This is a genomic window from Castellaniella sp. (assembly GCF_049651205.1).
In the GTDB taxonomy this organism is placed as follows: Bacteria; Pseudomonadota; Gammaproteobacteria; order Burkholderiales; family Burkholderiaceae_B; genus Castellaniella.
The window spans coordinates 326,814-341,369 of record NZ_JBASBR010000007.1; the positions used below are offsets into that span (position 1 = coordinate 326,814).

The 14,556-nt window shown below is 57.2% G+C and carries 10 protein-coding genes and 1 tRNA gene; 8 read left to right on the forward strand and 3 right to left on the reverse strand.

The features are described from left to right. Positions 1 to 78: 78 nt before the first annotated feature. Positions 79 to 1,305, reverse strand: coding sequence for an alpha/beta hydrolase (locus tag WA928_RS05190; RefSeq protein WP_424300448.1), 1,227 nt, complete (start codon positions 1,303 to 1,305; stop codon positions 79 to 81). Positions 1,306 to 1,438: 133 nt separating this feature from the next. Between WA928_RS05190 and WA928_RS05195 the strand changes: the two genes are divergently transcribed. Beyond that, positions 1,439 to 1,514 (forward strand) — tRNA-Ala (locus WA928_RS05195). A gap of 60 nt (positions 1,515 to 1,574) precedes the next feature. Here the strand turns inward: WA928_RS05195 and WA928_RS05200 are convergent. Beyond that, a complete protein-coding gene (locus tag WA928_RS05200; RefSeq protein ID WP_424300451.1) occupies positions 1,575 to 2,171 on the reverse strand; it encodes a carbonic anhydrase in 597 nt (198 codons plus the stop codon). Positions 2,172 to 2,500: 329 nt separating this feature from the next. Between WA928_RS05200 and WA928_RS05205 the strand changes: the two genes are divergently transcribed. Next, the gene (locus WA928_RS05205; protein WP_424300454.1) at positions 2,501 to 3,340 is read left to right on the forward strand and encodes an undecaprenyl-diphosphate phosphatase; all 840 of its coding nucleotides are present in this window, start codon (positions 2,501 to 2,503) and stop codon (positions 3,338 to 3,340) included. 17 nt (positions 3,341 to 3,357) lie between these two features. Here the strand turns inward: WA928_RS05205 and WA928_RS05210 are convergent, their stop codons facing one another. Further along, positions 3,358 to 4,281: a LysR family transcriptional regulator gene (locus tag WA928_RS05210; protein WP_424300457.1), complete on the reverse strand. Its 924-nt coding sequence runs from the start codon at positions 4,279 to 4,281 to the stop codon at positions 3,358 to 3,360. A 127-nt stretch (positions 4,282 to 4,408) separates the two neighbouring features. Between WA928_RS05210 and WA928_RS05215 the strand changes: the two genes are divergently transcribed. From WA928_RS05215 to WA928_RS05240, 6 genes are all read left to right on the forward strand, one after another. Then, entirely contained in the window at positions 4,409 to 5,017 is a 609-nt protein-coding gene (locus tag WA928_RS05215; RefSeq protein WP_424300460.1) for an FMN-dependent NADH-azoreductase, read from the forward strand. Between the two features lie 303 nt (positions 5,018 to 5,320). Then, the gene (locus tag WA928_RS05220) at positions 5,321 to 7,618 is read left to right on the forward strand and encodes a nitric-oxide reductase large subunit (protein WP_424300463.1); all 2,298 of its coding nucleotides are present in this window, start codon (positions 5,321 to 5,323) and stop codon (positions 7,616 to 7,618) included. 160 nt (positions 7,619 to 7,778) lie between these two features. After that, entirely contained in the window at positions 7,779 to 10,853 is a 3,075-nt protein-coding gene (locus tag WA928_RS05225) for a site-specific DNA-methyltransferase (protein WP_424300466.1), read from the forward strand. A gap of 10 nt (positions 10,854 to 10,863) precedes the next feature. Further along, positions 10,864 to 13,734, forward strand: coding sequence for a BPTD_3080 family restriction endonuclease (locus WA928_RS05230; protein ID WP_424300469.1), 2,871 nt, complete (start codon positions 10,864 to 10,866; stop codon positions 13,732 to 13,734). Between the two features lie 152 nt (positions 13,735 to 13,886). Next, a complete protein-coding gene (locus tag WA928_RS05235) occupies positions 13,887 to 14,135 on the forward strand; it encodes a type II toxin-antitoxin system CcdA family antitoxin (RefSeq protein ID WP_424300472.1) in 249 nt (82 codons plus the stop codon). After that, positions 14,135 to 14,434: a CcdB family protein gene (locus WA928_RS05240; RefSeq protein ID WP_424300475.1), complete on the forward strand. Its 300-nt coding sequence runs from the start codon at positions 14,135 to 14,137 to the stop codon at positions 14,432 to 14,434. Before WA928_RS05235 ends, WA928_RS05240 begins: the two co-directional genes overlap by 1 nt. The last annotated feature ends 122 nt before the right edge of the window (positions 14,435 to 14,556 follow it).

Here is a 14,556-nt window from a genome sequence, read left to right on the forward strand (position 1 = left end):
AATCAGTAAAAAAGAGACAAACGACCATTATACGGCCTGCCTGATGCTGAACCTGGGCAGTGGCTGCCCGAAACCTCTTCAGGAGAATCGCTCGTCCAGCCAATCAAGCGCCACCGCAGCCGAAATGGCCGGGTTGGCATTCTGGCAGTGCCCATCGGCGCCTTCGGCCGCTGTAAAGATATGCGAGGTAGACGGCCCGCCTGTACCCTGCATAAATACACTTAGCTGACGCAGGGGCTCCGCCCCCTCACCTTCGCCGGCAAGCGCAAGACTTGGGCAGGCAATCTGACTCAAGGCCTGGCTATCCACCCGAAACTGGCGTAAATAACGATAGGTGTCTGCAAACCCCTCTTGCCCGAAGCGGCACATCAAATTACCCGCCATCCCGCGGGTTTGCGCATCCATCACACTATCTGGGATATGCGGCAAATCTGCCAAGCGAAAATCATCTGTCGTGCTGAGCTCAGCAGGATCCACACCCGCAAAAGACACCATATAGGCATGCAGATCGGTAATGGGAGAATTGGCAATCAGTGCACTGAAACGAGGCTCGTGTGCCGCAATACGGGTTGCAAAGTACCCCCCGAAACTGATCCCCATCAAGGCCAGCCGGCCTGTATAAACCTCGGGCACAGACATCACATAGTCGGCCACTTGTCTGCCCACCTGCTCAAAGTCTGGCGCAAAGTGGCTGTTCTCATGAAAACGCCAAGCATCCATCTGTCCTGGCCCGGTAAACAGCAGCAAATCGTAACCACGCTCAAATGCGGCAGCGCCGTACATGATCCAGGACTCTTCAAGGGTGCCATCGAAGCCACTGACGATGGCCAGTATCTTGGCTGAACCGACACCGCTTGGCTGACGGATGTGATATGCAGGCAGCGCCAGCCCCTGGTAATGAAACCAGAGTTCTGTCCCGTGAATCCCTGCCATTTGTAAAAACGCCATAAAACAACGCCTGCTGGATACACCCAGTGCCCGGTGCCGGGCGTCTTGAATCGATGCGTAGTACTCTGCCGCCCGGTAACTGTTGCAGGCCTCAAGGTATTGGTCTCGCGCACTGATGGCATGCCCACGCGCCGCACGGCCCTCTGCATCGGCCTGGTGGCGTCGGCCAGATGCCTCGAAGGCATCTACCCAGGCAGCCGGGTTGGCGTTACCAATCTGCTGGGCCAAAGCCAGGCACTCGCCCACCGACGCACCCCCATAACGAGCCGAGCCCAGCTGACGCATCAACTGATAATCCATTTCGGGGTTTACAAAGCCCCGAACCCGCGTGTGCCCTCGTTCCAGATCATCGGTCATGACATCCATCTCCAGGGGGTCTGAGACAGTGATTGCCGGCCAGTATACCGGCCACAAATAGCTGGCGCCCACATCAACTTAGGCCTGCCAGACGTAGTAATAAGCCACATTTATGCTAGAATTGCCGTCTTTCGGGGACGTAGCTCAGCTGGGAGAGCGTCGCGTTCGCAATGCGAAGGTCGGGAGTTCGATCCTCCTCGTCTCCACCAGAACACCTTAAACCGCTTGATTTTTCAGGCGGTTTTTTTCGTCTGTCGTGGGCAGCGTGATCAGGTAATGGCCTCGACCCGCCCCGTATCCAGGTGATACACCCCACCCACAACCCTGAGTTTCCCGTCCTGCACTGCTCGGGCAAGAATGGGCGTAGCTTCCTGCAGGCGTTGCACGTTTTGCCGGACATTTTCGATGGTTGCCGCATGCAGCAAGGTGCCGCCTTTGGGCGCCTGGCTCGCGGCGGCGCGTACTGAGGGCATCAGCTCGGTGACAATGTTCTGGATATGGCCGGGAAATTCGGCCTGCTTCTCATAGGCGCTCACTGCCGCCCCCACCGCGCCGCAACTGGTGTGCCCAAGCACCATGATGACCGGTATGTTCAACACCGCAACGCCGTATTCCAGGCTGGCCAAAATATCGGTGCTTACATAGTTGCCCGCTACGCGCGACACAAACAGATCACCCCGTCCTTCGTCGAAGCATAACTCGGGGCCCACCCGTGAATCCGCACAGCTGAGGATACTGGCATAAGGATTCTGTCCGCCCGTCAATGCTTGGCGCGTCGCGGCGAAGTCCCGTTTTTTGGTCTTGCCCGAGGTGTATCGCTGGTTCCCTTCGAACAAACGCTTGATGGCCTGATCGGGAGAAAGCACGTTTCCCGGCTTTGGAGGGGATTTTGCGTACGCATGCGCATATCCCGTGGACATGCCCAGCAACGAAAATGCAGCAATTGCGCCAAGGGCGGTACGGCGAGATCGCGATTCTGGTGCCCCATCTATAGAACGACGGCCTGTACACAATTTACACATGTCCATCTCCCCAACCTTTAGATTGTTCGCGGTACGTTACTGTCTGGATGCAAATGTGGCAATCAAAATTTGTACCCTCGCCCGGCGGCTTACACCTCATCAAACACACGCGGCCAAGCGTCACAGAACCACAGTACACTGTTTGCTTTATTGACCTGGGATCGTGCGTCATCATGGGTAGTGCAAGCGTCTGGCTGGAAGCCACCATTCTCGGCTTGGTTCAGGGTCTCACCGAGTTTTTGCCAATTTCCTCCAGTGCCCACCTGCGCATCCTGGGGCCGTTACTCCCTTCGGGGGGTGACCCAGGCGCTGCTTTTACCGCCATCACACAGATTGGCACCGAAACGGCCGTGCTACTGTATTTTCGCCATGACATCCTACGCATCCTGAAGGCCTGGCTGGCGTCACTCACCCCCACCGGGCCGCGCGGCAACCCGGATGCCCGCATGGGCTGGCTGATCATCATCGGCACGCTGCCCATCGCCGTACTGGGTTTATTGTTCAAGGATGCAATCGAAGGCAGCCTGCGCAATCTGTACATCACAGGTACAGTGCTTGCCCTGTTTGCGGTGATTCTGGGCGTGGCCGATTACATCGGCCGCAAGCAGCGTCCACTAGATCAACTCAGCTGGGGCCACGGCCTGCTGTTTGGCTTGGCGCAGGCCATGGCGCTGATCCCCGGAGTGTCCCGCTCAGGCGGCACCATCACCGCTGGCTTGCTATTGGGCTACACCCGAGAAGCAGCCGCACGATATTCATTTTTACTGGCTCTGCCAGCCGTCTTTGCAGCCGGTTTCTATCAGCTGTTTCGCAGTTGGGGGCAAGTCGGGCCCATCGGAGCCGGGCCTACCGCCTGGGCCACGTTGGTGGCGTTTTTTGTTGGGTATGGTGTGATCGTGGCCTTTTTGCGATTCATCTCCACTCACAGCTTCATGCCCTTTGTGGTTTATCGCATCGTACTGGGCGTTGCTGTCATAGCGCTGCTTGCGGGCGGCGTTTTAAGCCCGCTTTAACGAAGCTGCGGTCACCTCTATACCAACCCGGCGGGCGCATCGCCCTGATCGTCCGCCAGCACTTCGCCCATATAGTCCAAAAACGAACGCACCGCCGGCGACATACCACGACGTGACATATAGGCGGCATGCACGATGCCAGAGCGAAGCGACCACTCGGGCAGGACCTGCTCCAGACGGCCCTGGGCAATACCCTCACGGCACATGTAATCGGGCATAAAACCGACACCAATACCTTCTTCGATGGCATAACGTAGCGTCACCAAGTCGTCCACGATATAGGCCGCAGCGCAATCAATCTGTTGATGCGCCCCCTGTGGACCATCCAAAGAAAAATGAATCCTGCCGGCCTGCGCTGACATCCCCACTGCATCAAAGCGTTTCAGATCAGCAGGCTGCTCGGGGCGGCCCACACGCTGAAGCAGTTCGGGGCTGGCAATCAGCCAGGTGCTACCCCGACCCAGCCGCTTGATGATGGCGCTACCGCTGTCATCCAGACTAAGCCGGACACGCAAAGCGATATCCACACGCTCACTGACCAGATCAACCACGCGATTAGTGACCTCCAGGTTCAGTTTGACGTACGGGCAGCGCTTTAGGTACGCCGGGATCAGCGGCCCGATCACTGTCTGTGCAAGCGTCACAGGGCAAGACACCCGCAAACCGCCACGCGGTTCGGCCACGATTCGGGAAATCTCCGCATAGGCCTGGTCGGCGGTGTCTCGCACAGCAATGCAATGGCGGATGAACTGCTCACCCGCCAGCGTCAGGGACAGCTTGCGCGTCGTGCGGTTCAACAGCCGCACGCTCAGTTCGGCTTCAAGCCGCCCGATCCGCCTGGACAGGCGTGAGGTTGGCAGATCCAGCGCACGGGCTGCACCTGAGAAGCTGCCGCGTTCCACGACTTCAGCAAAATAGCGCATGTCGTTCAAGTCATGCATGATGGATCCACCTCAAAAATAGAATACTGTTTGCCTTGTTGAATGGATTATCAATCATTGAAGCTTAATGGAAAATAGCACTAATCACATATTCAACCCATATTTCTCATCCAAATAAGGCCTTCCAATGAAATTGCTGCACATCGATTCCAGTATCACTGGCCCGGAATCCGTCTCCCGTCGCCTGTCTCGCGACATCGTCGCGCAACAACAGGCCTGGCATTCCGGCCTGCAGGTTGATTACCTGGACCTGGCGGCCCAGGCGCCCAACCCACTGTCGCTGGATGCACTTGGCTTCCGCATGCCCGATTCGGCTGATATAGTCACCGAGGCCCAGCGCCTCGAAAACGAGGTCTCCGAAGCACTGGTCAGCCAGCTGATCGCTGCGGATATCGTCGTCATCGGCGCACCCATGTACAACTTCACCATTCCCGCCCAACTCAAGGCCTGGCTGGATCGCATCGCCCAGGCAGGGCGCACCTTCAAATACACCGAAACCGGCCCGGTAGGCCTGCTGGGCGACAAAACCGTGATTCTGGCACTGAGCCGCGGCGGCATTTATTCCGCCAATCCTGCCATGGAACACCAGGAAAGCTATCTGAAATCGATATTCGGTTTCATGGGTGTCACTGATATCCGCACGGTACGTGCCGAAGGTATGAACATGGGCCCAGAGCACCGCGAACGCGGCCTGGCACAGGCTCAGTCCGACATTCAGGCTTTGATAGCAGCCTGACCCCGATCAAGACAGGCGGGACGCATCACTGATCACTCAGCGTCCCACCCTCTGCCTTAAACCATCTTGCGAACCTTGATAATTGACACCAAGCGACCAGGAAGCACTATTCTGCATGTTCAGACGGGCCACGATCCATTGGACAAACATGATGGACGATCAGGAATAGGCTTGAAACCGCTCATCTCGTTGTAGCAAGGGTTACAGCTTGCGCCGCCCCCAAGCGTATAGGGCTTATTTGACGCTTCTGTAGACGTACCGAACGCAACGCGCAGGATGGACGTCAATCTACAAGGAGCTCGCGTGAGCACAGCAATGGCAGAGTCTTTAGGGGACGATACAAAGCCCCTTTCACCGTGGTGGGTACGGTGGTTCATCATTGTTTTTGTCATTGGGGCGGCGGTACTGGTTGCCATGACCGTGCTGGGCTACAAGCACGCACCTCCGATCCCGCAATCAGTCGTATCCAGCGACGGCACCGCACTTTTCACCCGCGCGGATATTGAAAACGGGCAAGGCGTGTTTCTGCGCTACGGGCTGATGGATAACGGTTCCATCTGGGGCCATGGCGGTTATCTGGGTATTGATTACTCCGCCGAGGCACTGCACCAAATGAGCCTGCAAACCGCCGAAGCATTGGCGCAGCAGCAGTACGGCAAGCCCATGGCTGCCCTTGATGCCACCCAACGGGCGGGCGTGCAAGGCCAGGTAGCACAATTGCTGAAGACCAACCGCTACGACGCCGCTACACAGGTGCTCACCCTCACACCACCAGAAGTGGCCGCATGGAAGGCGCAGCTTGGCTACTGGACCACTTACTTCAAGGATCCCGAAAACAACGGCGGGCTCTCGCCCAACTGGATCACTGACCCGCAACAGTTGCGTCAGTTCACCGCATTTGTCACTTGGGCGGCATGGGCTTCAGTGGCCAACCGGCCAGGTGAGAGCTATTCCTACACCATGAACTTCCCATACGATCCGTCGGTGGGTAATGTACCGGCGGGCGATGCAACCTTCTGGAGTGCGCTCAGTCTCGTGGTATTCCTGATCGGTCTGGGCGCAGCCCTGCTGGCCTCTGGCCGTTTTGAATACCTGGGCTGGATCAGCGCCGGCAAAATCGAACCGCGCGTCACACCGGGCGTGTCCACCAAAGGGCAACGCGCGCTGGTCAAGTTCTTTGTCATCGTCGCTGCCGTCTGGCTGTTTCAGACGCTGGTGGGTGGCGCTACTGCGCACTATCGCATCGAACCAGGCGGCTTCTACGGCATTCCGCTAGAACGCATCTTTCCAAGCAACCTGATGCGCACCTGGCACCTGCAAAGTGCCGTCATGTGGATTGCCACCTCGTACGTGGCCGCCGCCCTGTTCCTGGGTAGCACGCTGCGCAAGCAGGTACCCGAAGCCCTCACACGCTGGGCCAATCTGCTGTTTGCCGCCTTTCTTATCGTTATCGTCGGCAGCCTGGTGGGCGAATGGGCCGGCATGCTGCAATGGTTTGGCAGCTGGTGGTTCTGGCTTGGCAACCAGGGCTGGGAATACCTGGAGCTCGGCCGCCTGTGGCAGTACGTTCTGGTGATCGGCCTGGTGGTGTGGTTTGCCGTACTGTGGTGGCTTGCGCGGCCGCGCGACAACGCCTCGGCCGAGGCCAGACCCGTTGTGCGCATGTTCCTGCTGGCAGCGCTGTCAATCCCCTTGTTCTATTTGCCGGCGCTGTTCTACGGTGCGCACACCAACTTCACGGTGGTGGACACCTGGCGCTTCTGGATCATCCACCTGTGGGTCGAGGGCTTCTTCGAGTTCTTCGCCACCACCGTAGTAGCCATCGTGTTCTACCAGCTTGGGCTGGCACGGGTTAACACCGCGCTGCGCGTCATCTACCTGGATGCCATCCTGTTTTTCCTGGGCGGGCTGGTGGGCACCGGCCACCACTGGTACTTTAACGGCCACTCAAGCTTCAACATGGCGGCATCCGCGCTGGTCTCGGTGCTCGAAGTCGTGCCACTTACGCTGCTCACCCTGGATGCCTGGGGCTTTATCAAAACCGCGCGCGGTGGCGATCAAAATACCCCTCGTGCCAAGATCGCACACGATCACAAGTGGACGCTGTTCTTCCTGATTGCCGTCGGTTTCTGGAACTTCCTCGGTGCCGGTGTGTTCGGCTTCCTCGTCAACCTGCCCATCGTCAGCTATTTCGAGACCGGCACGCAACTGACCCCCAACCATGGTCACGCATCACTGATGGGCGTATTTGGCATGCTGGCCATTGCGCTGATGGTGTTTGTTCTGCGCCAGACTGCCTCTGACCGCGATTGGCCGGGCATCGAGCGCTGGGTCAAATACACCTTCTGGGGTGCCAATATTGGCCTCATGATGATGGTGGCCTTCAGCCTGTTTCCCAGCGGCCTGCGCCAGGTGTGGGATGTAACACAACACGGCTACTGGCACGCACGCAGCATGGCGTTCATCCACGAGCCAACCGCCCTGATCATCGAGTGGCTGCGCCTGCCGGGCGACCTGGTGTTCATCATCTTCGGCTCCATCCCGCTCACCATCGCGGCATTCAAGGCCTGGGCGGGGGTGCGGCGCCAGGAGGCCGATTGATGGCGATTATCTAGCGGGCACCCTCTGGTAAGGCTTGGGCTGGCACTTCCAATGTGCCGGCCCAAGTCTCGCGTAGGGATACCCATCTGCTAGACTTCACGGGTAACAAAATATGCCGTAAATATCCAAGGGCATAAGCCCTATCAGGAGTCAGCCTGCCGTGCCTGCCAAACCACACGCTTCAGCCAATGCAAAAACCGGTGATCAGGACGATTTTTCGCTGGAAACACAGCAGGTAACCGATACGCCTAGCAAACCACCGAAGCCCGCCAGCCGCAAGACAAAATCGACACCCGGTAATAGCCGAGCTACTGGCGACGACGCCCAGATCCTATCCTACCGGCACGCCGACAAGCGCGTGAATAACCCGGAGGTAGGCATGGTGACACCGGCAACGGATCCCGAAGCAGGTAAAACAAAATGGGCGTACGACCCCCATCTGGATCCGGCCTTGGGCTTCGACCCGCAACGCGGCCAGATTGAAACCCTGATCGATGACGCGCTGGCCTCGGGTGACACAGCCCAGATGCGTGCAGCCTTGGAAGAACTGAAACGCCTGCAAAGCCCTTACCTGAACTGGGCAGGTAAAGCCGAACGCACCAGCTTTGATATCGATATCGTCAGCCTGCACGTGCACGAGCGTATCGACCCCGCCAGGATCCTGACGGCCGTGCGCAAGGCAATGAGCACCACGGCCAAAAAAAAACAGGCAACCAAAGCCGTACAACCTGGGCTGTTTGATGCGCCATTTGAGAACCTGCCGCTGCGCGATGCCATCGATTTCTACCGCCACGAGCGCGGCTGGGCCAACCGATTGATCTCCGGCGACAGCCTACTGGTGATGAACAGCCTGCTGCAAAAGGAAAACATGGCCGGCCGGGTGCAGATGATCTATATCGATCCCCCCTACGGCATCAAGTACGGCAGCAACTTCCAGCCCTTTGTGGGTAAACGGGATGTGAAGGATCGCAAGGACGAAGACCTGACCCAAGAGCCGGAAATGATCAAAGCCTTCCGGGATACCTGGGAGCTGGGGGTGCACTCATACCTGACGTACCTGCGGGACCGCCTGTTACTGGCGCGGGAATTGTTGAATGAAACAGGTAGCGTGTTTGTGCAGATTTCGGATGAGAACCTGCACCATGTTCGAGAGCTAATGGACGAGGTATTCAAACCCGAAAATTTTGTTGCCCAAATAACTGTTCAAAAGACATCCGGTCAAACATCAACCTATTTATCCGGTACTGTTGATTATCTTCTTTGGTATGGACTAGAAAAGAGGGTCACTAAATACAATCCCCCACTTTCTTTAAAAGAAATGGGAGGTGTTGGCGGTAGTATGTACCAATTTATTCAACTATCAAACGGCAGTTGCAGACGCCTCAACTCCTCAGAGATAGAGCACCCAAAATCACTGGGACGAGACAGCCTGATATTTCGACTTGGTGACACAACCTCACAGCGACAAGGCCGAAGCGCCGGCCCTGGTTCAGCCATGTATTTTCCAGTGCACGTAGACGGCCAAAACTACTTTCCTCCGATGTCCAGAGGCTGGACTTCCACCGCCGACGGCATGAGTAGGCTTGCAAAGGCGGGGCGCCTCAATCCACAGGGAGAGCGGCTCGCTTATAAGCGATATTTAAATGACTTCCTTGCCTACCCATTGGGCAACAATTGGGTGGACACAGCCGGAGCAACTGATCGACTCTATGTTGTTCAAACTGCAGACAAAGTCATCGAACGCTGCCTCCTGATGACCACCGACCCCGGCGATCTGGTGCTGGATCCCACCTGCGGCTCGGGCACGACGGCCTTTGTCGCCGAAAAATGGGGCCGCCGCTGGATCACCTGCGATACCTCACGCGTGGCAGTGACACTGGCCAAACAGCGGCTAATGACGGCCAGCTACGATTACTTTGACTTGAAATACCCCCAGGAAGGCCTGAAAGGCGGCTTCATCTACAAGACAGTGCCGCACATCACCTTGAAGTCGATTGCCAACAACCCTGAAATCGATACCATCTACGAACAAAAACACCCGGCTATCGAATCTGCGCTGGAAAAACTGAACCAGGCCCTGCAACACGCCAAGGCCCCTGCTTTTGCCGTTACCGAAGGTGGCCGCAAAGGCCAGACGCTGGATTTTTCAAAGGGCGACACCCTGCTTGAATGGGAAGTGCCTTTCGACTACCCAAAAAACTGGCCAGCCAACGTGCAGGACGCCCTGGCAGCCTTTCACTCATGCCGGCAGGCGATGCAAACCCAAATGGACGCCAGCATCGCCGCGCATGCCGACCAGGAAACGCTCTACGACCAACCGGCCATTGCGCGAGACAAACTGCGCATCACCGGCCCCTTTACGGTAGAGGCCGTCCCCTTCCCCAGCGTCAAATCGCTGGATGAAGCAGACGGCCCGGCCGAAGCTGACACCAGCATCGCCCGCACGGGCGAATCCGGCCGTCAACATCAATGGCGCGATGAGCTGCTCAAAGCCGGCATTCGCGGCAAAGGCGGCCAAAAGCTGAACTTTGCCGATCTGGAACCCCTACCCACAGACGAGGGTATGCAACACCTGCATGCCACCGGCCATCTGGATTCAGGCGAGCGCGTGGTGGTGAGCTTTGGCCCGGAATACGGCGCACTGGAACAGCGCCAGGTAACCAATGCACTCACCCAGGCGGGCAATCTGTTTCCTTTACCCAAGATGATTGTGTTTTGCGCCTTTGCCTTCGATCCGGAGGCCGCCAAGGATATTGATGCCCTGCGCGGCATCACGGCGCTAAAAGCACAGATGAATACCGACCTGCTGACTGACGACCTGCGCAAGGCACGGGCCCACAACCAAAGTTTCTGGCTGATGGGCCAGCCCGAAGTGGAAGTACGCAAAACCAAAAACGATCAATACGTGGTGGAGGTTCACGGCTTTGACTACTTTGATACCGTCAAAGGCGAATTGATCTCTGGTGGCAAGAAAAAGATCGCGATGTGGGCGCTGGATACGGATTACGACGAGCGCAGCCTGTTTCCACACCAAGTGTTCTTTCCCATGGCTGGGCGAGGCGAAGGCTGGGAGAAACTGAAGAAAAACATCCGGGCAGAACTGGACGAATCCCGGCTGAATGCCTTCCACGGCACGGTCAGCCTGCCTTTCGAGGCCGGAGACAACCGCAAGATCGCGGTCAAGATCGTGGATGACCGCGGCATCGAATCACTGAAAGTTATCCCGTTGGGTTAAGGGAAGAATCGTGGCACAGCCTTCCCTGATCATCAGCTCTCCCTTTGAGGCCCCCACGCATCACTGGGCCCGTGAGTCTGACAACAAGCTCAAGCTAAACACGGGCCGCCGGCCGGCAGGATACGAAATCTTTGATACCCGCAACAACACGGTTCGCGGGGTAGAACTGGATCTGGTCAACCGCATCCGCGAACGCGTAACCGCATGGCGTCAGGCAGATTACCCCGGTGTGACGGCCATTACCCGCCAATTGCTGGAACACTGGCACGACAACGGCGCGCGGCAATACACGTTTTATTTTTGCCAGCTGGAAGCCATTGAAACACTAATCTGGCACGTCGAAGCGCCGACAGAATACCAACAAGGAATCGCCATCCCCGGAGATGGCGGTGCCTGGGAGCGCCTATGCAGCAAGATGGCAACCGGCACAGGCAAAACAACGGTAATGGCCATGATCATCGCTTGGCAGGTGTTAAATTCCCTGGCCTACCCCAAGCGCAATAAAGATTTTTCGCGTGCCATCTTTATTGTGGCACCGGGCCTGACGGTTAAAGAACGGCTGCAAGTACTGCAACCTGGGCATCCAGAAAACTACTACGACCAATTTGCTATCTGCCCCAACGAGGCCTTGCGCCAGAGGCTTAATCAGGCGGTTTTGCTGATCGATAACTGGCACAGCCTGATGCCACTTAAGGATGTCACCCGATCCATCATAAAAAAGGGCGCCGAAAGCGATGAGGCCTACGTGCGCCGTATCCTGGGGGCCTTGGCGAGCTTCAAGGATATTGCGGTCATCAACGACGAGGCCCATCACGCCTACCGCATCCGGCCCGAGACCAAAGTCAGCAAGAAAGATGCTGAGATGCTGGGCATCAACCTGGACGATGCCACCCGCTGGATTGAAGGGCTTGACCGCATCCACAAAACACGGCGCATCAGCCACTGCTTTGATCTATCTGCCACCCCCTTTGCGCCCACCGGAAAAACCAGCACCGAAACCGCCCTGTTTGATTGGGTGGTCTCCGATTTTGGCCTGAACGATGCGATTGAATCGGGATTGGTCAAAACGCCACGCGTCGTCATCCGCGACAACGCCTTGCCCAATGCCAAAACCTATCGCAGCAAGCTATATCATCTGTACCGCGAACCCGAGGTTCAGGAAGATCTGAACCGGCGCGGGGCTGAGCCTCATGAAGCCCTGCCCCAACTGGTGCAACAGGCCTACACATTGCTGGGGGCAGACTGGCGTGAAACCCGGGCCGCGTGGCAAGCGGCTGGCCATGTCTCTCCACCCGTCATACTGACTGTCTGCAACCGCACGGAAACAGCCGCCCGGCTTGAGCACTATTTTCGCCAGGGCGATGCCCACTGGCCCGATCTGCAGGCCCCCACCCGCACGCTAAGGGTGGACTCCAAGGTGCTGAACAAGGCAGAAAGTGGGGAATCGGCCACAGCGGACAAAGCCTACGAAGAAGTTTTGCACGACATCCTTGAAGCTGCCGACATCCCGGAGATCACCAAAGCACGCCTGCGCCCGCTGAAAAAAGAAGAACTGCTACGCGCCATTATCGATAACGTGGGTAAACGCGGCACAGCGGGTCAGGATCTACAAAATGTCATTTCCGTAGCCATGCTGTCTGAAGGCTGGGATGCCAAGAACGTCACCCATATCATGGGTCTGCGGGCCTTTACCAGCCAGTTATTATGCGAGCAAGTGATTGGTCGGGGATTACGGCGTGTGTCATATGACACCGAGCCGGCGCAATGTCCGGACGGCCAGGTGCGCGATCTGTTTCGGCCAGAGTTTGTCAACGTCTTTGGCGTCCCTCTGTCGATTTTCCAGGATGTGGACGACAGCGGCGAGGCCCCGCCGCCACCCAAACCCAGTATTCAGGTCGAATCACTTCCAGATCGTGCAAGTCTGGAGATCAGCTGGCCCAACGTGCTACGTGTGGACACCGTCATCCATCAAGCACTCACACTCGACTGGGACAACCACAGTGCCTTGCGGCTGAGCATCGACCCTGCTCGCATTCCTGTCAGCGCCGACCTTGCCCCTGCCCTGGGCGGCGCAACGGATATGTCCAAGATTGTGCCGATCGATCTGGAAAAAATCCCCGAGGGGTTTCGCCAGCAGCGACTGTTATTTATGGCAGCCCGCAAAGCGATGGAAAGCCTGGGCGGCAGATTTTCCGGGGGACGCGAACTGCTGGTTCAGCAATTGGTGCGCCTGGTAGAGCGGTTTTTTAATTCAGATCACCTGAACATTCCATCGCTGTTTCACCAGGAGCCGCTACGTAAACGCATCCTGATTGCACTTTCCATGGATACGATCGTCCAGCACGTAGTGGCTTTGATCGAACAGCACAACAGCCAACAGCTCGAACCTGTGTTCGATCCGGAGTTTCCGATCGGCTCTACCCGGCTGATGCGCACCTGGTACACCACCAAGCCATGCATTGAGACCGTGAAATCGCAGATCAGCCACGCTGTAGCGGACAGTACCTGGGAAGACTATGCTGCCAAGCGCCTGGAGGCCAGCACAGAAGTCTCGGCCTACGCCAAGAATGACCACCTGGGCTTTCAGATCTATTATCTGTGGCGCGGCAGCAAACGCAAGTATGTGCCGGACTACCTGGTGCGCCTTGCCAACGGCAAAATGCTGGTGCTGGAAATCAAGGGTGAGGATTCTGAGCAAAACCGCAAGAAGCGGCTGGCGCTGGACGCATGGGTTCAAGCCATCAACACACGCGGGAGCTTTGGCGTGTGGTGCTGGGATGTGGTGATGGGCGAGCCTGCACAGATGGATGATGTGATCAACCACCACGCATCCTCAGCCCGTTATTCGGAACCTATACGAAAGCCCACGAGTCAAAGGTAGCGATAAAAAACCACCCTTAAGCTTGCGATACAAGGTGCTGCAATGAATGTCGTGGCGCCGGGCCGACTCGGCAATCTCTGGTGTCATATATGCGCATATAATATGTAGCATCAAATGTGCATATTTGTATTATTGGATAAAGGAGAATTGCTATGTTGGCCAGTAGCCGTCCCCGTGGGGCAACCAAGCGTGCCACCAATGTGTCACTGCCCGAAGACCTCCTTTCCCAGGCTAAAGCCCTGCAAATCAATATTTCTCAAGCCGCCGAGGCTGGCGTTGCCCAGGCCATCGCCCGCACACGTAGCCAGCGTTGGCTGGCCGAGAACCAAGCAGCCATTAAAAGCTCCAACGCATTTGTCGAAAAACATGGCCTGCCCCTGGCGAAGTACCGGATGTTCTGATGGGCCGCCACGACGTCTATCCCAATCCGTCAGGGCCTGGATATTTTCTTGATGTCCAGGCAGACATCTTGCAACCCCTAAATACACGGGTGGTTGTACCCTTGGTGCCACTGGATGCAGCGCCCAAGCCCGCTAAAACGCTTAACCCGGTTTTTGACATTGGTGGTAAGCCACATGCGATGGTGACGCAATACATCGCTGCGATCCCGGACAGGGAACTACAAAACCCAGCCTGCAGCCTCCAACCGCAACACGACGATATCGTGGCCGCCATCGACTTTTTATTTCATGGGTTTTAGTACGCGGTTGTATCTGAGGATCGTCACCGCCTCGGCGCCTGTGATGGTGGGGGTGCGGCGCCAAGAGGCCGATTGATACGGCCAGGCTGTGCGCGATCAATCACGTTCGCTCGTGGCCCACA